This window comes from Microbacterium sp. 18062 (assembly GCF_902706225.1).
Taxonomy (GTDB): domain Bacteria; phylum Actinomycetota; class Actinomycetes; order Actinomycetales; family Microbacteriaceae; genus Microbacterium.
In genome coordinates this window covers 1-19276 of the sequence record NZ_CACSKB010000011.1, presented here as the reverse complement: position 1 = coordinate 19276, position 19276 = coordinate 1, and the positions used below count along the sequence as shown (strand labels likewise).

At 71.3% G+C, this 19276-nt stretch carries 20 protein-coding genes; 10 read left to right on the top strand and 10 right to left on the bottom strand.

Annotation, left to right across the window (positions count from 1 at the left end; all coding sequences use genetic code 11):
• Position 1 precedes the first annotated feature (1 nt).
• Genes rimM through rpsP form a run of 3 tightly spaced genes read right to left on the bottom strand, consistent with a single transcriptional unit; the run spans position 2 to position 1298 of the window.
• On the bottom strand, positions 2-646 hold the full coding sequence (rimM, locus tag GVL03_RS05925) for a ribosome maturation factor RimM (protein ID WP_159500070.1): 645 nt from the start codon (positions 644-646) through the stop codon (positions 2-4).
• Entirely contained in the window at positions 646-876 is a 231-nt protein-coding gene (locus GVL03_RS05920) for an RNA-binding protein (RefSeq protein ID WP_159500069.1), read from the bottom strand. Before GVL03_RS05920 ends, rimM begins: the two co-directional genes overlap by 1 nt.
• Before the next feature lie 5 nt (positions 877-881).
• On the bottom strand, positions 882-1298 hold the full coding sequence (gene rpsP, locus GVL03_RS05915; protein ID WP_159500068.1) for a 30S ribosomal protein S16: 417 nt from the start codon (positions 1296-1298) through the stop codon (positions 882-884).
• A 182-nt stretch (positions 1299-1480) separates the two neighbouring features.
• On the opposite strand from rpsP, the gene GVL03_RS05910 reads away from it, so the two are divergent.
• Positions 1481-2638 (top strand): glutamate--cysteine ligase, encoded by a 1158-nt coding sequence (locus GVL03_RS05910; RefSeq protein ID WP_159500067.1) that lies wholly within the window; start codon positions 1481-1483, stop codon positions 2636-2638.
• A 32-nt stretch (positions 2639-2670) separates the two neighbouring features.
• Here GVL03_RS05910 and ffh read toward each other — a convergent pair whose 3' ends face one another.
• Both ffh and GVL03_RS05900 read right to left on the bottom strand, forming a co-directional pair.
• Positions 2671-4218, bottom strand: a complete 1548-nt coding sequence (ffh, locus tag GVL03_RS05905; protein WP_159500066.1) for a signal recognition particle protein — start codon at positions 4216-4218, stop codon at positions 2671-2673.
• 27 nt (positions 4219-4245) lie between these two features.
• Positions 4246-4803: a TetR/AcrR family transcriptional regulator gene (locus GVL03_RS05900; protein WP_159500065.1), complete on the bottom strand. Its 558-nt coding sequence runs from the start codon at positions 4801-4803 to the stop codon at positions 4246-4248.
• Between the two features lie 112 nt (positions 4804-4915).
• On the opposite strand from GVL03_RS05900, the gene GVL03_RS05895 reads away from it, so the two are divergent.
• Genes GVL03_RS05895 through lipA form a run of 6 tightly spaced genes read left to right on the top strand, consistent with a single transcriptional unit; the run spans position 4916 to position 11584 of the window.
• Positions 4916-6559: an ABC transporter substrate-binding protein gene (locus GVL03_RS05895; protein ID WP_159500064.1), complete on the top strand. Its 1644-nt coding sequence runs from the start codon at positions 4916-4918 to the stop codon at positions 6557-6559.
• A 9-nt stretch (positions 6560-6568) separates the two neighbouring features.
• A complete protein-coding gene (locus tag GVL03_RS05890; protein ID WP_235038037.1) occupies positions 6569-7555 on the top strand; it encodes an ABC transporter permease in 987 nt (328 codons plus the stop codon).
• A complete protein-coding gene (locus tag GVL03_RS05885) occupies positions 7552-8382 on the top strand; it encodes an ABC transporter permease (RefSeq protein ID WP_235038036.1) in 831 nt (276 codons plus the stop codon). The genes GVL03_RS05890 and GVL03_RS05885 overlap by 4 nt, the downstream gene beginning before the upstream one ends.
• Positions 8382-9875, top strand: coding sequence for an ABC transporter ATP-binding protein (locus GVL03_RS05880; RefSeq protein ID WP_159500063.1), 1494 nt, complete (start codon positions 8382-8384; stop codon positions 9873-9875). Before GVL03_RS05885 ends, GVL03_RS05880 begins: the two co-directional genes overlap by 1 nt.
• A 39-nt stretch (positions 9876-9914) precedes the next feature.
• Entirely contained in the window at positions 9915-10559 is a 645-nt protein-coding gene (lipB, locus tag GVL03_RS05875; protein WP_159500062.1) for a lipoyl(octanoyl) transferase LipB, read from the top strand.
• Entirely contained in the window at positions 10556-11584 is a 1029-nt protein-coding gene (lipA, locus tag GVL03_RS05870) for a lipoyl synthase (protein WP_159500061.1), read from the top strand. Before lipB ends, lipA begins: the two co-directional genes overlap by 4 nt.
• Positions 11585-11603: 19 nt before the next feature.
• On the opposite strand, the gene GVL03_RS05865 is transcribed toward lipA, so the two are convergent.
• The 3 genes from GVL03_RS05865 to smc all read right to left on the bottom strand — a co-directional run bounded on the left by GVL03_RS05865 (position 11604) and on the right by smc (position 16581).
• Positions 11604-12104 carry a DUF2004 domain-containing protein gene (locus GVL03_RS05865; RefSeq protein ID WP_159500060.1) on the bottom strand — a complete coding sequence of 167 codons (501 nt, stop codon included), beginning with the start codon at positions 12102-12104 and terminating at the stop codon, positions 11604-11606.
• 65 nt (positions 12105-12169) lie between these two features.
• On the bottom strand, positions 12170-13042 hold the full coding sequence (gene ftsY, locus GVL03_RS05860; RefSeq protein ID WP_159500059.1) for a signal recognition particle-docking protein FtsY: 873 nt from the start codon (positions 13040-13042) through the stop codon (positions 12170-12172).
• A gap of 23 nt (positions 13043-13065) precedes the next feature.
• Positions 13066-16581 carry a chromosome segregation protein SMC gene (gene smc, locus GVL03_RS05855; RefSeq protein WP_159500058.1) on the bottom strand — a complete coding sequence of 1172 codons (3516 nt, stop codon included), beginning with the start codon at positions 16579-16581 and terminating at the stop codon, positions 13066-13068.
• 170 nt (positions 16582-16751) lie between these two features.
• Here smc and GVL03_RS05850 point away from each other — a divergent pair, with 170 nt between their 5' ends.
• The 3 genes from GVL03_RS05850 (at position 16752) to GVL03_RS22585 (ending at position 17689) form a co-directional block, all read left to right on the top strand.
• Positions 16752-16898 (top strand): hypothetical protein, encoded by a 147-nt coding sequence (locus GVL03_RS05850; RefSeq protein WP_159500057.1) that lies wholly within the window; start codon positions 16752-16754, stop codon positions 16896-16898.
• A 186-nt stretch (positions 16899-17084) separates the two neighbouring features.
• Complete coding sequence (locus GVL03_RS05845; RefSeq protein WP_159500056.1) at positions 17085-17339, top strand: hypothetical protein; 255 nt, start codon at positions 17085-17087, stop codon at positions 17337-17339.
• Between the two features lie 29 nt (positions 17340-17368).
• Positions 17369-17689, top strand: coding sequence for a hypothetical protein (locus GVL03_RS22585; RefSeq protein ID WP_306770314.1), 321 nt, complete (start codon positions 17369-17371; stop codon positions 17687-17689).
• A gap of 256 nt (positions 17690-17945) precedes the next feature.
• On the opposite strand, the gene GVL03_RS05835 is transcribed toward GVL03_RS22585, so the two are convergent.
• Together GVL03_RS05835 and GVL03_RS05830 are read right to left on the bottom strand one after the other, a co-directional pair.
• Complete coding sequence (locus tag GVL03_RS05835) at positions 17946-18404, bottom strand: GNAT family N-acetyltransferase (protein WP_159500055.1); 459 nt, start codon at positions 18402-18404, stop codon at positions 17946-17948.
• A gap of 230 nt (positions 18405-18634) precedes the next feature.
• Complete coding sequence (locus tag GVL03_RS05830) at positions 18635-18928, bottom strand: hypothetical protein (RefSeq protein ID WP_159500054.1); 294 nt, start codon at positions 18926-18928, stop codon at positions 18635-18637.
• Between the last annotated feature and the right edge of the window lie 348 nt (positions 18929-19276).

Genomic DNA, 19276 nt, shown 5'->3' with positions numbered 1-19276 from the left:
GTCAGGCTCCGGAGCCCCCGGGAGCGGGCTCCTCGGGCACGCCCTCGGGGGCGTCGTCCTCGGGCGGGAGCTCCTCGAACAGGCCGGGGGGCGGGGTGACCACCACGCGGCCGGCACGGATGTCGACCTCGGGGACGATCGCCTTCACGAAGGGGACGAGCACCTCGTTCTCTCCGGTGTCGACGATCAGGAGGTCCTGGGCGGGCAGATGGTCGACCCGCGCGACACGGCCGACGACGGCCCCGTCTCGGACGACGTCGAGACCGACCAGCTGGTGGTCGAACCAGGCGTCGTCCTCGGTGGGCTCGGCATCCGCATCCTGATCGATCCACAGGATCGCACGGACGAGCGACTCCGCGGTGCTGCGGTCGTCGACGCCTTCGAGGAAGAGGACGGGGTGCGAGTTCATCCAGCGGAACTCTCGGACGGTGACGCTCTTGCCGAACCACGGCGACGAGTCCGGCACCTGCAGGGTGAACGAGGCCCCGGTGGCGAAGCGCCCGTCCGGGTCGTCGGTGTAGAGCTCGACCTTGAGGGCGCCCTTCAGCCCGTGCGCCTTCACGAGGCGCCCGACGCGGAGCTGGGTCTTGGCGGAGAGCGGAGGGCGGGCAGAGGCCTTCGTCCGCACGGACGGATCGTCGGCCATCAGTCGTCTGCGACGTCGACGCGGACCCGGGATCCGTCGGCGAGCGCGCCCACGACGGTCCTCAGGGACTTCGCGGTGCGACCGCCGCGCCCGATCACGCGACCCCGGTCATCGGGGTGCACGTGCACCTCGAGCACGTCGCCGCGCGGCGACGTGGACGAGACGATGCGCACGTCGTCCGGGTGATCGACGATCCCCTTGACGACGTGCTCGAGCGCGGCGGCCAGCACGGCGACTACGCCTCGGTGCTCTCTGCGGCCTCGTCGGCCGGAGTCTTGGCGGCGGGCTCGTCGGCCTTCTTCTCCGCCTTGGGCTTCACGACCGACTTCTTGGCCGCGTCGACCTCGAAGGCGGGCTTGGGCTCGGCGACCTTGACGGTGCTGACGGCGTTCTTGTCGCCCTTGAAGCGACCCCAGTCGCCGGTCAGCTTGAGGAGCGCACGGACCTGCTCGGTCGGCTGCGCGCCGACACCGAGCCAGTACTGCGCACGGTCGGAGTCGACCTCGATGAACGAGGGCTCCTCGGTGGGGTGGTACTTGCCGATCTCCTCGATGACACGACCGTCGCGCTTGGTGCGCGAGTCGGCCACGACGATGCGATAGTAGGGAGCCCGGATCTTGCCCAAGCGCTTGAGACGGATCTTGACGGCCACGATTCTCCTGAATGTGTGGAAGGGGTCGAACTGGTCGCCTGGAGCGTGGGGTGCACACCCGGCGGAAGCTCTGATGGGTGGACAACGTCGGATAGAGGGTCGGACGATGATCCAGCGTCCCATTTTGCCAGATCATGACGGATGCCGCGAACCCGGCGCGGCGCGCGTGCCAGACTGATCGCGTGACGGTGCCCTTCGCGACATCCCCGCGCTCCTCGGTAGGACTCGAGTGGGAACTCATGCTGGCCGATCGCGCGACGGGCGACCTCGCCCCGCGCGGCCCCGAGGTCATCGAAGAGGTGGCGCCGCGCGTCGCCGGCGAACGCTTCTCCGTGACCGGGGAGCTGCTCACCAACACCGTCGAGGTGACCAGCGGTGTCGGCGAGACGGTCGCGACGGCCGTCGACGACATCGCCGACGCGATCGCTGCGGTCCGCGAGGCGACCGACCCGCGCGGCCTCGAGCTCCTCTGCGCGGGAAGCCATCCCTTCGCGCAGTGGTACGACCAGCAGGTGACGGACAAGACGCGCTATCACAAGCTCATCGAGCGCACCCAGTGGTGGGGTCGCAACATGATGATCTGGGGCGTCCACGTGCACATCGGCGTCGACGACGTGCGAAAGGTGATGCCCATCGTCGGCGCACTGTCGGCCTACCTCCCCCATCTGCAGGCGCTCTCCGCCTCCAGTCCGTTCTGGGCGGGCGAGCGCACCGGATACGCCTCCAACCGTTCGCTGGTCTTCCAGCAGCTGCCCACCGCCGGACTCCCCTGGCCCCTCGAGGACTGGCCGGCGTTCGAGTCGTACCTCGAGGACATGGTCCGCACCGGCGTGATGGCCGATGCCTCCGAGGTGCGCTGGGACGTACGGCCCGCTCCACGCTGGGGCACGGTGGAGGTACGCGCGTGCGACGGCATGTCGACCCTGCCCGAGCTGGCCGCCGTCGCCGCGCTCGCTCAGGTGCTCGTCGAATGGTTCTCCCGCCGACTCGACTCCGGCGAGACACTGCCACAGCTGCAGCCCTGGTTCGTGCGCGAGAACAAGTGGCGCGCCGCCCGGTACGGGCTCGAGGCCGAGGTCATCGTCGACCGGGACGGCCGCAGCGAACCGGTCGCCGACCACCTGCGCGAGACGATCGAGGCCGTCGGCGGCATCGCCGAGGAGCTCAGGTGCGCTCCCGAGTTCGCGGAGCTCGACACGATCCTGGCGCAGGGCGCGAGCTACGCGCGCCAGATCGCCGTGGCCGATGCGGCCGGCGGAGACCTGCGTGCGGTCGTGCAGCACCTCATCCGCGAGTTCCGGGCCGGTCCCGTCCGTCGCGAGCAGCTGCTGCGCGCCTGACCGGCCTGCACCACGGGTCGCCGACCCGGGCGTCAGCCCTTGCCGAGCATCTTCTGCAGCTCGGCGAGGTCGGCGGCGCTCGGCGTCTTCCCGCCGCCGAGGCCGAATCCGGATCCGGTGGGGGCGGCAGGCTCAGCCGATGCGGCGCCGGCGTTCTCGGCCGCGCGCCGCGCCGGGTTCCCGGAGCGGGAGCCCTTCGCCTTCTGCTGCTTGCTGCGCTTGCTCGACGCGCCGGGCCGGCCCATCGAGCCCATCCCCGGGACATTGGGCACACCGCCGCGCGCGACGGTCTTCATCATCTTCGCCGCCTGCTCGAACCGCTGCACCAGCTGGTTGACGTCGGTGACCGTCATGCCCGAGCCCTTCGCGATGCGCAAGCGTCGCGAGCCGTTGAGGACCTTGGGATTTCGTCGTTCGCCCGGCGTCATCGAGCGGATGATCGCCTCGGTGCGATCGATCTCGCGCTCGTCGAAGTCGTCGAGCTGCTGCTTCATCTGGCCCATGCCCGGGAGCATCCCGAGCATCTTCTTCATCGAGCCCATCTTCTTCATCTGCTGGAGCTGCTCCAGGAAGTCCTCGAGGGTGAACTGCTCCTTCGCGAGCTTCTCGGCCACCTTCATGGCCTCGGTCTCGTCGAACGCCTGCTGCGCCTGCTCGATGAGGGTCAGGATGTCGCCGAGGTCGAGGATGCGGCTCGCCATCCGGTCGGGATGGAACGGCTCGAGATCCTCGAGTCCCTCACCGGTCGAGGCGTAGATGATGGGCCGCCCCGTGAGCGACGCGACCGACAGCGCCGCGCCGCCCTTCGAGTCGCCGTCGAGCTTGGAGAGCACGACACCGGTGAAGTCGACGCCCTCCTGGAACGCCTTGGCCGTGTTGACGGCGTCCTGACCGCTCATCGCGTCGATGACGAACAGCACCTCGTCGGGAGACGTGGCCGTACGGATGTCGGCGGCCTGCTTCATGAGCTCGGCGTCGACGCCGAGCCGGCCCGCCGTGTCGATGATGACGATGTCATGCTGCTGACGCTTGGCGAACTCGACGCCCTCGCGCGCCACGGTCACCGGATCGCCGACGCCGTTGCCGGGCTCCGGCGCATACACGACGGCACCCGCGCGCTCGGCGACCACCTGGAGCTGGTTCACGGCGTTCGGGCGCTGCAGGTCGGCCGCGACCAGCAGCGGAGTGTGGCCGTCCTTCTCGAGCAGTCGGGCCAGCTTGCCGGCGAACGTCGTCTTGCCCGAGCCCTGGAGTCCGGCGAGCATGATGACGGTCGGGGGGTTCTTCGCGAACTGCAGACGGCGCTGCTGCCCGCCGAGGATCCCGACGAGCTCCTCGTTGACGATCTGCACGACCTGCTGGGCCGGGTTGAGCGCCCGATTCACCTCGTCGCCGAGCGCACGCTCGCGCACCTTCGCGGTGAACTCCTTCACCACGACGAGCGCGACGTCCGCGTCGAGCAGCGCACGCCGGATCTCGCGGACGGTGCCGTCGACGTCCGCGGGCGTGAGCTTGCCCTTCGTGCGGAGGTTGCGGAAGGTCTCTGTGAGCCGGTCGGAGAGGGTGCCGAATGTCGCCATGATCCCCCGATTCTACGGCCACCGCGCTCAGCGCGCGGCGAGATCCAGGGCGGGGCCGAGCACGTCGGCGAGCGCGGCGTCCTCGGTGGTGCGATCCGCCCAGGTCCACACGGCCGCGAGCACCGCCGCCGCGTAGGCCGCCGCCCGCACCTGGGCGGCGAGGTCCGAGGCCCCCTCGCGGCGGAGGCGGGCGGCCACGGCACGCTGAAGCCGCGCCTGCCGCACCGCACGATCGCGCTCGAGCTCGTCCGCCAGGCCCATCGCGTGCGCGTTCGTGATCGCCAGCGCGAGACTGTCGGGGGCGAGGTCGTCGGCGACGGCGGCGAGCGCGTCCCGCACCGGCACCGCGTCGTCGTCGACGCCCGCCTCGGCGACCGCGAGCCGGGCATCGAACCCCGACCACAGCACATCGGCCTTGGACGAGAAGTAGTTGAAGAAGCTGGACCGGCCGACGCCGGCGCGGCGGGTGATGTCGGTGATGGAGGTCTCGACGTACCCCTGTTCGAGGAACAGCTCGCTCGCGGCCTCCGCGATGGTCTCGCGCGAGGAGGAACGGGGGCGGCCCGATCGGGCGGAGGCCGACATGACTCCAGCATACGAACGACGGACCCGATACCCGCGGACCCCCTTAGGATCGACTTGTTGGACCGCATCCGGAAACATGTCGGTCTCCTTCCACAGCAAAGGCACCCTCCCCATGCACAGCGCCCTCGCCGCGCCCCGCGGCCGCATCCTGTCCGTCCTCTCCGTGGGCGCGGCCCTCGCCCTCGCCCTGACCGCCTGCTCCGCCCCCGCCGAGCCCGAGGCGCAGGACGGCGGCACGCTCGTCTACGCGACGGGCGACGCGGAGCCCACCTGCCTCGACCCGCACGTCGGGGGGAACTACCCGCAGGCGCTCATCAGCACCCAGTTCCTCGAGCCGCTCGTCGGGCGGACGTCCGACGGCACGATCACCCCGTGGCTCGCCACCGAGTGGACCGTCTCGGACGATGGACTGACGTGGGACTTCACGCTGCGCGACGACGTGGCCTTCACCGATGGCACGCCGCTCGACGCCGAGGCCGTGAAGCTCAACATCGAACACCTGCAGGATCCCGACACCGGCTCCTCGACCGGATACCTCGCGGTGGCCAAGATCGTCGAGGTCGAGGTCGTCGACGACGCGCACGCGCGTCTGCACCTCTCCGAGCCCGATGCGGCGCTGCTCGAGTCGCTCAGCCAGCAGTGGACCGCCATCCAGTCGCCCGCCGGCCTCGCGCGGGGAGCCGAGGAGAACTGCGCCGCACCGATCGGCACCGGGCCCTTCATCGTCGACGAATGGGTGCCGCAGCAGCAGATCACCCTCGTGCGCAACGACGACTACGACACCCCGGACGCCGCGACCGAGAACACCGGCGCCGCACACCTCGACGAGATCGTCTGGCGCTTCATCCCGGATGCGGCGACGCGCTGGGCGGCGCTCCAGTCCGGGGAGGTCGACGTCATCGACAACCCTCAGCCCGACGCGATCGTGGCCGCCGAGGCCTCCGACGACATCGCCCACATCGACGCCCCGCGCCCCGGTGCCTCCAACCGCATCGAGCTGAACTCGGGGCAGGCTCCCTTCGACGACGTGCGCGTGCGCGAGGCGTTCATCCGCGCCGCCGACCCGAACCCGGGGATCGAGTCCCTGTACCTCGGCACGGTGGAGCGCTCGTACTCGCCACTCGCCAGCACCGAGCCGGTCGCCGTCGCCGACGAGACCCCGTTCGACACGGATCTCGTGGCCGCCGAGGCGCTCCTCGACGCGGCGGGATGGACCGGGCGGGACGCCGACGGCATCCGCACCAAGGACGGCCAGCGCCTCACCGTGCGGTTCCCGGTGAGCACCAACCAGTCGGTCGCCGCCGAGCAGTCCCTGTTCGAGCAGATCCAGGCGAACGCCGCCGCCGCGGGCTTCGAGGTCGTCCTCACGCCCGTCGACCTGTCCAGCTGGTACGGGGCGCTCGCCGCGAACGAGTACGAGGCCGTGAGCGCGCCGTACACGAAGGTCGGCCCCGACGTGCTGCGCATCCTCTACCACTCCGACGGCATCGTCCCGGCGCCCTCCGGGTACTTCGCGAACCACGCCCAGCTGTCGGATCCCGCCCTCGACGCGCTGCTGGATGCGGCGTCCGCGACGAACGACGCCGAGGAGCGGGCGGATCTGTACGCCCAGGCGCAGGAGATCATCCTCGGCAGCTTCACGGTGCTGCCGCTGTACGACCAGCAGAACCACTTCCTGACGCGCGGCGTCAGCGGCGTGCGGACGCTGGGCACGGTGTCGACACCGACGTTCGTCGACGCGCGTCTCGACGGCTGACCCGAACCGGTGCGGATCGCACGTTGGGCCCTGGCCCGCATCGGTTCGGCCCTGCTGGTCGTGTGGGTCGTCACGACGATCGTCTTCTTCGCCCTCCGCGCGTCGGGCGATCCGCTCGAGGCCATCCTCGGCGGGCCCGGCTCGCAGGCGGGCCCGGAGGCGGTGGCGCGGGCACGGGAGACCTACGGGCTCGATCAGCCCCTCGTCTGGCAGTACCTGCTGCTGCTCGGCCGGGTCGGCACGCTGCAGCTCGGCGACTCGTATGCGCGACGCCAGCCCGTCGCCGAGCTCGTCGCGGCGCAGCTGCCCTCCACCCTTCTGCTGGCCACGCTGGCCCTCGTGCTCGCGTGGACGCTCGCGCTTCTCGGCGCCGTCATCGCGCAGACCGCGCGCGGGTCCGTCGGGCGGGCGGTGGCCGCCGCGCTCCGCGGCGCCGAGGTGGTCGCGACGGTCACGCCGCAGTTCTGGCTCGGAGCGGTGCTGATCCTCGTGTTCGCCGCCAGCCTCGGCGTCCTTCCCGCGACGAGCAACGGTACGGACCCGGCGGGGCTCGTCCTGCCCGTGATCACCCTCGCGATCCCGATCGCGGGATTTCTCGCCCAGGTGATGCGCGACGCGCTCGGCGAGGCGGATGCGGCGCCGTTCGCGACGACGGCGCGCTCGCGGGGCGCCTCCGAGTCCCGCGTGCTCCTCCGGCACACGCTGCGTCACGCGAGCCTGCCGGCCCTCGCCCTCTCCGGCTGGGCGTACGGGAGTCTCCTGAGCGGCGCCGTCATCGTGGAGACCCTGTTCGCGCGCCCCGGTCTCGGCCGCCTGCTGATCGACGGCGCGCTCCAGCGCGACGTGCCCATCGTGATCGGTGCCGTCGTGGTGGTCGCGCTCGTCTACATCGCCGTGATGGTGGTCGGCGACGCGCTCGAGCTGCTGGTCGATCCCCGCCTGCGCCACCGCGGACGCACCGCACCCCGGCCCGCCGACGTGGCGGTCGGATCGTGAGCGGGGTGCTCGCCCCGCGCGCCGCGCTGTCGCGCCTGGGTGCCGCGGGCGTCGTCGCCCTCGTCGGCGTGCTGCTCATCCTCCTGGCGGCGGTGTGGCCGGCGCTGCTCGCACCGGGCGATCCGCTGGCGATCGCCCCCGCCGACGCCCTGAGCCCCCCGTCGTGGCGGCATCCGTTCGGCACCGACGAGTCCGGTCGCGACATCTTCACGCGGGTCGTGCACGGAACGGCGCCGTCGGTCGGCATCGGCCTGGCCGCGACCGGCATCGGCATCGGCGCGGGTCTCGTCCTCGGCTTCGCCTCCGGGCTCGGGCCTCGCGCAGTCGACGCGGTCCTCGGCCGGGTCATCGAGGTGCTGTTCGCGCTCCCCACGCTCGTCATGGCGCTCCTGCTGGTGGCGGTGATGGGGCCGGGGACCGCGCCCGCGATCCTCGCGATCGGCGCGGCCACGGCGCCCGGCTACGCCCGTATCCTGCGCTCCCGGGTCCGCAGTGTCGCGCGCAGCGGCTTCGTCGAGTACGCGCGCCTCGAGGGGACCGGACGGATCCGCGTGTTCCTCCGACACATCGCGCCCAACACGCTCTGGCCGCTCGTGGGCGTCGCCACGCTCGGCGTCGGCCAGGCGATCGTCTGGGTTGCGGCGCTCAGCTTCCTGGGATTCGGCACGCTCCCGCCCTCGCCCGAGTGGGGCGCCATGCTCAACGCGGGCCGCGTGTACATCTCCACCGGCTGGTGGATGACGATCTTCCCCGGTCTCGCGATCGTCGTCACCGCGACGGCGCTGACCGTGCTCGGTCGCCGGATCAGCGACGGGAGGCGCTCGTGATGCTCCGTACGACCGGGCTCTCGGTCACGTTGCCGGGCTCGGGCGACGTGCTCCACGGGATCGATCTGGAGGTCGCACCGGGCGAATGCCTCGCGGTCGTCGGCGAGTCCGGGGCCGGAAAGTCCGTGCTCGCCCGGACCCTCCTCGGCCTCACGCAGGAGGACCATCGCGCCCGGGTCCGCGCCGACGTGTTCGAGCTCGGCGGCCAGGACGTCCGTCGCCTCTCCCGACGCGGATGGCGCGCACGGCGCGGCGTCGACGTCTCGCTCGTCCTGCAGGACGCCCTGCAGTCCCTCGATCCCCTCCGCACGGTCCAGGCCGAGGTGGGCGAGCCGCTCGCCATCCGCCACGTCCCTGCCGGCGAACGCCGCGCGCGCGTGCTCGACGCGCTCGATCAGGCCGGGCTCGCGGACCCCGCCATCCGCCTGCGCCAGCGTTCGGAGGAGCTCTCCGGGGGGATGCGGCAACGCGTGCTCATCGCGTCGGCGCTCGTCGGCGGGGCACGGCTGATCGTCGCGGACGAACCGACCACCGCCCTCGACGCCACGGTCGCGGCGCGCATCCTCGGACTCCTCGGCGGCCTTCGCGACGAGGGCCGCGCGCTCCTGCTCATCAGCCACGATCTGGAGGTCGTGGCCCGGGTCGCGGACCGCGTAGCCGTCATGGCCGAGGGCAGGATCGTCGAGACGGGACCGACACCGGACGTCCTCGAGCGCCCGCAGCATCCGATCACGCGTGCGCTCGTCGCGGCCGTGCCCCGCGGGCCCAAGCGGACGCCCACCGAGGCCGCGGGGCGGGAGCTCATCACCGGGCGGGGGCTCGTACGGCGGTTCCGCTCCCCCGACGGCGGCGTCACGACGGCGCTCGACGACGTCGGCCTCACCGTCCGCGCGGGGGAGGCGGTGGGGATCGTCGGCGAGTCGGGCTCGGGGAAGACCACGCTGGCGCGGATCCTCGTCGGCGCCGACCGTCCGGACGAGGGCACGGTCGAGGTGACCTCCCCTCGCCCGTGCGTCCGGCTCGTGCCGCAGGATCCTCTGGCCTCCTTCGATCCTCGCTGGACCGTGGCGCGCATCCTCCGTGCCTCGGCGCGCGCGGGAGCCGCGCCGGCTGACCTGCTCGCCCAGGTCGGGCTGTCTCCCGGCCTCGCCGCCCGCTCCCCCGCGACGCTCTCCGGCGGGCAGCGCCAGCGGGTGGCGATCGCTCGCGCCCTGGCCGCCGAGCCCGACGTTCTGGTGTGCGACGAGCCGGTGTCGGCGCTCGATGTCACGACGCAGGCCGGCATCCTCGAGCTCCTCGTCCGGCTGCAGCGTGAGCGGGGCATCGGCATCGCGTTCATCTCGCACGACCTCGCCGTCGTCCGCGCCGTGAGCGATCGCGTCGTGGTGATGCGCGAGGGCCGGATCGTCGAGGAGGGACCGACCGAGCAGGTCTTCGCCCACCCGCGCCATCCGTTCACCGAGGAGCTCATCCGCGCCGCCGCACGGCGCTGATCGTCTATTGTTGGACCGGGTACAACAAAGGGAGATCCCATGCTCGAGATCCAGACCGCGGGGTTGTCCCCCGACGTCGTCCCCTACGCCGACGGATGGGCGTTGCAGCGCCGCATCCACGCCGACGTCGTGGCCGGCACCAGGACCGACACGCTCCTGCTCCTCGAGCACGAGGCCGTCTACACCGCCGGCAAGCGCACCGAGCCGCACGAGCGGCCCGTCGACGGCACCCCCGTCATCGACGTCGACCGGGGCGGGCGGATCACGTGGCACGGCCCAGGCCAGTTGGTCGGCTACCCGATCGTCCGTCTGCCCGAGCCGGTCGACGTGGTCGCCCACGTGCGGCGGCTGGAACGGCTCATCATCGCGGCGCTCCGCGTCCACGGCGTCGACGGCGTCCAGATCGAGGGCCGCAGCGGCGTGTGGGTGCAGCGGGGGCTCTCGACCGACAAGCTCGCCGCGATCGGCGTCCGCGTCGAGAAGGGCGTCACGATGCACGGCTTCGCCGTGAACTGCGACAACTCGCTGGCCGCGTTCCGCGCGATCGTGCCGTGCGGCATCAGCGACGCCGGGGTGACGACGGTGTCCGAGGTCGTCGGCGCGCTCGTATCGCCGAGGGATGTCGCGCCCACCGTCGCCGACGCCTTCGCCGCGGAGTACGCAGGAGCGGAGGTCGCGGCATGAGCGCCTGCGGCACGGGTCCTGGCGCGCCCGCCACCGGCCCGGACGGCCGCCGGCTGCTGCGTCTCGAGGTCCGGAACACCCAGACGCCGATCGAGCGGAAGCCGGCGTGGATCAAGACGAAGGCGAAGCTCGGCCCCGAGTATCAGGCACTGCACTCGCTCGTGAAGGACGAGGGCCTGCACACCGTCTGCCAGGAGGCCGGCTGCCCGAACATCTACGAGTGCTGGGAGGACCGCGAGGCGACGTTCCTGATCGGCGGCTCCCAGTGCACGCGCCGGTGCGACTTCTGCCAGATCGACACCGGAAAGCCAGCCGACTACGACCGCGACGAGCCGCGTCGCGTCGCCGACAGCGTGGCCCGGATGCAGCTGCGCTACGCGACCGTGACCGGCGTCGCCCGCGACGATCTGCCCGACGAGGGCGCGTGGCTCCACGCCGAGACCGTGCGGCGCATCCACGCCGAGAACCCGGGGACCGGTGTCGAGATCCTGGCGACCGACTTCAGCGGCGATCCGGATCTGCTCGGCGAGGTGTTCTCCTCCCGTCCCGAGGTCTTCGCTCACAACGTCGAGACCGTGCCGCGAATCTTCAAGCGCATCCGTCCCGCGTTCCGGTACGAGCGCTCACTGGACGTCCTGACGCAGGCGCGCGCCGCGGGCCTCATCACGAAGTCGAACCTCATCCTCGGGATGGGCGAGGAGCCGGAGGAGGTCGTGCAGGCGCTGCAGGACCTCCACGAGGCGGGCACCGACATCATCACGATCACCCAGTACCTGCGCCCCACCCCGCGGCACCTCCCCGTGGCCCGCTGGGTGAAGCCGCAGGAGTTCGTCGAGTTCAAGGGGGAGGCCGAGCGCATCGGGTTCCTCGGCGTCCTCGCCGGCCCCCTCGTCCGGTCGTCGTATCGCGCGGGGCGCCTCTGGGCACAGTCGATGCAGGCGAAGGGGCGCGGCATCCCCGCCGACCTCGCCCACCTCGCGGACGACATCGCCGCGGGCGATACCACCTTCGCGCAGGCCGTCTGAGAGTCTCCGGGGCGTCCGCTCAGTCGGCGCTCGTGACGGACTGGACCTTGCCCTCGGAGTCCAGGTTCACCAGGAGCACGTCGTCGGTCTCGTCGGCGTCGAGGGCGTACTCCAGCACCGCGAAGGGATCGGAGCCGCCGTGCTCGTCGGCGAGGATCGTCATGCTCGTCAGCTGCAGCGAGCGGATCACGTCCACGTGGACGTCTCCGGAGAGGTCGACGAGGAACTCGGCGAGCTCGTCGCCGAAGGACTCCTGCTGCTGCAGGATGTACTCGGTCACCTCGCTCGTGCGGTCGTCGAGCTCGGTGATCATCGCGTTCCGCGCCACCATGTCGAGCGCCTCCAGCGACGACACGAGACTCGCCGCGACGTCGAGCGCCGCCTCGGAGACGTCGTCCTGGTCGGGCGCGGTGAGGTCGACCGTCACCGATTGGTCGCCGAACTCGACGTTCTCCGACCAGAAGATCGAGCCGTCGGGACCGGATTCGAGAAGGCCGAAGAAGTCGTGCTCGATCGCCATCCCCCCATGAAAGCAGCACGCCCGCCCGGACGGTAGTCCGACGCGCACGTCGTACCCGGAGAAAGTCAGCCGACGAGCGCCTCGACGAACACGTGCGGGGTGAAGCCGGTGAGATCGCCGATGCCCTCGCCCTGTCCGAGCAGCTTCACGGGGATGCCGGTGCGCTCCTGCACGGCGAGCACGAACCCGCCCTTCGCCGACCCGTCGAGCTTCGTGATGACCAGGCCCGTGACCCCGGCCTGCTCCAGGAAAGCCTGAGCCTGCAGCACGCCGTTCTGCCCGGTCGTCGCATCCAGCACGAGCAGGACCTCGCTGATGGGGGCCTGCTTCTCGATGACCCGACGGATCTTGCCGAGCTCGTCCATGAGGCCGCCCTTGGTGTGCAGGCGGCCCGCGGTGTCCACGAGCACGATCTGCGTCCCCGTGTTCTTCGCGTACTCGACCGTCTGGAACGCGACGGATGCGGGATCCTGCCCCTCCTGCTGCGGCCGGACGATCGTCGCGCCGCCGCGCTCGGCCCACGTGGCGAGCTGGTCGACGGCCGCCGCGCGGAAGGTGTCGGCGGCGCCGACGACGACCGAGCGGTCGTACCGACGCAGGAAGTTCGCGAACTTCCCGATCGTTGTGGTCTTGCCGACGCCGTTGACGCCGACCACGAGCACGACCGCCGGCCGCTCGGTCAGCCGCAGGGTCGTGTCGAACCTTGCGAAATGCTCCTCGAGGGTCTCCTTCAGCATGCGCTGCAGGTCTCGGGGGTCGGTCGTGCGATAGCGCTCGACCTTCTCGCGCAGCTCGTCGACGATGCGCTCGGTGATGTCCGGGCCGAAGTCGGCCGTCAGCAGTGCCGTCTCGAGGTCCTCCCAGGTGGTCTCGTCGATGACGGGCTTGACGAACATCCCGCGCAGGGCTCTGCCCAGCGACCACGATCTCTCGGCCATGTCCTCAGCCTACGCGGCGGCGGTCATGCGCTCTCGCGGTCGCGGACTCGCTGGCCGACCACCGCCGACACGCCGTCCTGGCGCATCGACACGCCGTAGAGCGCGTCGGCGATCTCCATCGTGCGCTTCTGATGGGTGATGACGATGAGCTGGCTCGACTCGCGCAGCTGCTCGAAGACGCTCAGGAGGCGTCCGAGGTTGGCGTCGTCGAGGGCCGCCTCGACCTCGTCGAGGATGTAGAACGGGCTCGGCCGCGCCTTGAAGATCGCCACGAGCAGGGCAACGGCGGCGAGGGATCGTTCCCCGCCCGAGAGCAGCGAGAGCCGCTCGACCTTCTTGCCCACGGGACGGACGGTGACCTCGATGCCGGTCGTCAGCGGGTCGTCGGGGTTCGTCAGGGCGATGCTTCCCGTGCCGCCGGGGAAGAGCACCGGGAACACCTCGGTGAAGGCGACCCTCGTGTCCTCGAAGGCATCGACGAAGATCGTCTGCATCCGCTCGTCGAGCTCGGCGATGATCGTCAGCAGGTCGGCGCGCGTCTGTGTGAGGTCGGCGAGCTGCTCGGTCAGGAACGTGTGCCGCTGCTCGAGCGCGGCGAACTCCTCCAGCGCCAGCGGGTTCACGCGGCCGAGCTGGGCGAGCTTGCGCTCGGCCTCCTGCAGCCGACGCTTCTGGCGGACTCGGTCGAACGGCTCCGCATCGGGCTCTTCGGAGCCCTCGCCCCCGGCTTCGGCCGGGATCGGCTGGTCAGGACCATATTCCGAGACGAGAATGTCTTCCGACAGTCCCAGCTCGCTCTGCACGCGCTCGAGCAGCGAGCTGACGTGGAGACGTTTCTCGTGGATGCGCAGCTCGAGGCCGTGGACGCTCTCGGTGAGCCCGCTCAGGCGCTCGCGCAGAGCGCTCTCCTCTCGGCGGGCCTCGGCGAGCTCGGCGGTGACGGCGGTGCGGGCGGACTCGGCGGTCGCCAGCTCCACCCGGGCCTCGGCGACGGAGCGGTCGACGGAGTCCAGCAGCGGCGGGATCTTCTCGGCGACGGATGCGGCGATGTCCCGCTGACGACGCCGGATCACCGCGCGCCGCGCCGCCTCCTCCGCGGCGGCGCGCTCTCGCTCGCGCTGCCGCTCGAGCCCCAGGATGCGGGCCTCCGCCGCGCGGATGCGCTCTCGCAGCGTCTCGACGTCGAGACGCGAGCGCATCTCGGTGTCGCGGGCGGTCTCGAGCGCCGCGAGCATCCCGTCGCGGGCGGACACGTCGAGGATCGGGCGCGGGGCCTCCTGAGCGTTCGTGAGTCGATCGTTCGCGACACGGGCCGAGTCCTCGGCCTCCGCGACCGCGGCCTGCGCCTGCTGCAGAGCGGCGGTGAGCCGATCGCACTCCGCAACGGCCGCCTCGTGGCGCACCGTCGCCCGGTTGACCTTCTCGGCGTGGGCCGCGAGAGCCGCGTCGTGCTCGCGCAACGCGGTCAGCGACGCGGTGGTGTGCGCGCGCGCCTCGGCGAGCTCGCGTGAACGGTCCGCGAGCGCCTCGCGCAGGGAGTCGGCGATGACGGTGATCTCGGCGAACCGCTCGGCCGCCGCATCCCGCTCGGCCGCGAGCTCCAGGCGGGACCGCCCCTGCCCGGATCCGGCGCGAACCGTGAAACGCGTCACGACCTCGCCGTCGCGCGTCACGATCGTCAGGTCGGCGGCATCTGCACGGTCGGCGACCCGTATCGCCACCGCGAGATCGTCGACGATCACGACACGCGCGAGCAGGCCCAGCACGCCGTCCGGCGCTGTCACCACCTCACGCGCGGGGGTCGCGCCGTCGATGGCGGGCAGGGACGGCGGATCGGTCGCGACGTCGGACACGACGATGTCGACGACGCCGTACTCCCCCGAGCCCGCCGCCTCGGCGGCGACGAGGGCATCCGCGCGCGCGTCGACGAGCACGCCCTCGGCGACGGCGCCGAGCGCCGCCGCGACGGCCGGCTCGTAGCCGGCGTCGACCTGCACGGCGTCGCCGACGAGCCCGCGCACGCCCGGCCCCCCACCGGCGATGAGCTCCGACGCCCCCGTGCGCACATCCAGGGCTCGCCCGAGGGTCGCGACCTGTGCGCTCACGGCGTCCTGCTCCCGCTCCGCCGCGTGCAGGCGTTCACGGATGCCGGCCACATCACTCTCGGCCTCCGCCGCCTGCCGCTGCGCCTGCTCGTATGCGGCTGCGTGCTGCGCGGACGACTCCTCGGGAACGAGGTCGGGGTCGACGCCGGCGAGCTCCTCCGCCGCCGCGGCACGACGCGACTCGGCGGCGTCCAGCGCCTTCTGCTGGCGCTCGACCGCCGCCCGCACCGCGGTGAGCGCGGACTCGGCGGCCTCGGCCGAGCCGCGCAACGACGTCAGGCGCATGTCGTGCTCCGACACGAGGGCGCTCTGCGCGGCGATGTCGGCGTCGAGCGCATCGAGCTCCGCTCGTGCCCGGGCGACCTCGCGCGAGGCTGCAGCGGCAGCATCCTGGGCATCGCCCACCCCGGCGGAGACCTCGTCGAGCTCGGCGCGGGCGTCATCGATCGTCTGCGCAGACACCGAAGGCGCGGGCGCCAGTGCGTCGTCGTCGGCTGAGAGCAGCGACAGTCGCTGCCCGGCCAGCGTGTACAGCCCGCGGAGCCTCTCCTGGACGCGTTCCAGCCCGAACGCGACGCTGCGGGCACTGTCGACGGCGGCCGAGCGCTCCTGCGTCTCGAGCCCCGCGACACGGGCCCGCACCGCATCCGCCCGGTCCTGCAGGAGGGTGCGCTCGGCACGACGTTCCTGCTCGTTGCGAGCGTAGTCTCCGAGCTCCGCCCGCAGGGCGACGAGCTCGTCCGCCAGCAGGCGGGCCTTCGCGTCCCGGACCACGGCGGCGATCGTCGCGGCTTCGCGGGCGACCTCGGCCTGGCGGCCCAGCGGCTTCAGCTGACGGCGCAGCTCACCGGCGAGGTCGCTCAATCGCGTGAGGTTCGCCTCCATCGCCTCGAGCTTGCGGAGGGTCTTCTCCTTGCGCCGGCGGTGCTTCAGGATGCCGGCGGCCTCCTCGATGAACCCGCGCCGGTCCTCGGGACTCGCCTGCAGCACCGTGTCGAGGCGTCCCTGCCCGACGATGACGTGCATCTCGCGGCCGAGACCGGAGTCGCTCAGCAGCTCCTGCACGTCGAGCAGGCGGCAGGACTGCCCGTTGATCGCGTACTCGCTCGCCCCGTTGCGAAACAGCGTCCGGCTGATCGTCACCTCGGCGTACTCGATGGGCAGCGCGCCGTCGGCGTTGTCGATCGTCAGCAGCACCTCGGCGCGGCCGAGCGGGCCGCGCGTCGACGTGCCCGCGAAGATGACGTCCTCCATCTTGCCGCCGCGCAAGGTCTTCGCGCCCTGCTCGCCCATGACCCAGGCGAGCGCGTCGACGACGTTCGACTTGCCGGATCCGTTGGGTCCGACGATCGCGGTGACGCCGGGCTCCAGGGCGAACGTCGTCGGCTGCGCGAACGATTTGAACCCTTTGAGCGTCAAGCTCTTCAGGTGCATGCACAGTCCTCCGGCCGGATCATCGAGCTTGCGCCAACGCTACCCGAGCGCACCGCCCGCGCCCGGCATCGACGCTCCGCGGCGCTCGCGACACGCCCGGGATGTTGACAGCGTTCTCCCAGCCCCGCTAGTGTCGCTCTCCGCACCCGATGTCGAGAGGAGGTCGCCCCATGATGATCCGTACAGCGTTCACGCCAGCGCCGCGCACGCGCGCCGCCGCCGCCGCCGCCGCCGCCGAGGCGACCGTCTCCATCGAGGCGTTCCGGAACCGACGAACGCGCCTGTTCCCGACCTTCCGCGCGAACACCGCCGACTGACCTCCACGAGGTTCGGCTCCGCCCTGTCCCGGGCGTGAGCTCCGTCGTCCCCGCGCGGAGAAACCCCGCGCCGTCTGGCCCGCAGTGATCCGGGCTGTGCACGCCGGCCCGGCCGATCCCTGCGTCGCTCTGCGCGGCCGGACCGGCGGCATTCCCTTTCGCACCATCCGCACACAAGGAACCACCATGAACACCCTGCACGCCCCGCCCGAGGCCCCGGTCCCCACCGAGACTCCTCGCGTCGTCGCCCCCACGCCTCGTCCGTCGCTCATCGAGCGCACGGCGATGCGGGTCGGGCTGCGCCTGCTCCTCTGGGGCCGCCACCGGTCGCGCCGTCGCGTCTCACGCGACGCCCATGCCCGGCAACTGCTCGCCGAGCAGGTCCGGCGCGACTACGACCGCGCGGCCGCCTACGCCATGCCCACCCGCACCATCCGATGACGCCTTCGTCCGCATCCGGAGGTGCTGCCGTGGAGCTGCCCGCCCTCGAGTTCCGGCCCGTCGCGGCGCCGGCCTCGATCGGCTCCACGGACGCGACGGACTTCCGCCGCATGGTCGAGGTGCGCAATCGCGTGTACCGGGAGATCTCGGGTCACGACGACCACGCCATGACGCCCGAGGAGATCCTGTCGATCTACGGGGGCCTGCTGGCGTGGCGCGAGAGAGTGCCGCACTCGCCCCGGGTGATCGCCTACAACGCCGAAAAGAACCGCCCCATGCTCGACATCGACGGGGCGCTCGGCTTCGAGCCGCGAGCCTACGAGGGCGCCTGGAAGAAGGTGCTCGGGTGAGCGACTCGGCTCAGGTGGCTGCGACCACGGCGACAGCGAGCGCCCATCGGCTTCTTCTCCGGGGGGGGTGTTGTCACCGGGCCTGGTTGGCGGTGTGTGATCGCTGATAGGGGCTGGACCCGAGCACTGCTCGAGGCCGTTCATAACGTGGATGCCGAGACGCACCGTCGCCGATGAGCAGGTCGCGGAGCTGTCGATGCTCCGCGACGGCACCCTCTACCAGCCGCAACCCATCGCGATCACTGCCTGAGCGAGGTCAGATCGCGGCGAGAAGGCGCGACCAGGCGACCTCACGGCTCACCTGCCCGGTCTGCTGGAACAGCCGCACCTGATGGGTGCCTGCCAGCGCCTCGGCGAGCTCGTCACGGTCAGCAGACTCGAAACCCAGACTCTGCCAGAACGGCCCAGAACGGCGGCTGAACAGCCACGCCCTGCTCACGCCCTCCTCGACAGCACGCTCAAGCACGAAGCTTGCAAGGGCACTGCCGCGACCACGCGAACGCTGCGTTGGACTGACCGCGACACTCCGGATCAGCGCATGGTGACCATCAGAGCTGATCTCATACCCGGTGCTGCCGATGATCGCGCCCGCCTCGTCTCTCTCGAGCCACAACCGCACGCGCGGCGCATCCAGGCCGCTCAGCGTGAGATCGACCTCTCTGAGGAACGCAGTCAGCGCCTCAACATCCGCCGGCCTGCACCGCTCAAGGTTCACCCATCAAGTCAACCATTCGCGACCGTCTGGACTTGACGAGAGACATAGGGCACCCGAACGGCGGATACGAAATAGCCGTCCGCACGCGTTCTCCGGATTCCCTGTCCCACCACGTGTCGCTGCCTGCACTGGGGCTCCGCGACCCACCGCACGGGTGGCCACCGCCATGGTTCAGGCGCTCTCGCGGAACGACTCCAGATGCGTCAGGTCCCTCGCGTTCTCAACCTTCGTCATCGATGGTCGCTCCGTGATCCACGGGCGGCGCGCGACTCTCGCCAGAGTCGCAGGATCAGAACGGGGCCGATCACCCAGTACGCCAGCGAGGTGACCGTGCCGGGAAACCAGACGTCGCCCGCGATCACCGCATAGATGAGATGCCCGATCGCGTTGCCCGCGACGCCCATGATCGCGAAGAACCAGACGATCAGAAGCGGTACCCGCCAGCCCTTGTACAGTGCGAGCGCGCCGAGGGTGAACGCCGCGTAGGAACCCATATTGCCCCACACGAAGAACTCCGCCGACATTGCCGGAGCACCGAAGACGTCCTCAGGCCAGCGTTGGTAGAAGCGCGCGGTGTATTCCTCGGCGAAGTGAAGGAACTGCCAGGCGAGCGCGATGAGATAGACGGGTAGAACTGTAATGGTTTCTGGCGGGCCTGCGGCCGGCTGACAGGCTGGGCCTCGGCTCGGTCGTGTGACTCCGGGTAGAACCGACCCGCCGCTTGCGGCGATGTCTTGAAAAGGAGGTGTCCGCGACCGTGCTGCGGCTCGGCCTGCCCGCGCAGATGCCTTGATCAGAAGCCTGTCCGCCCGTGATGGCGTGACTCATTACAGATGTGTCTCTGAGCGACCCCACCCGAGCCAGCCCGCCGA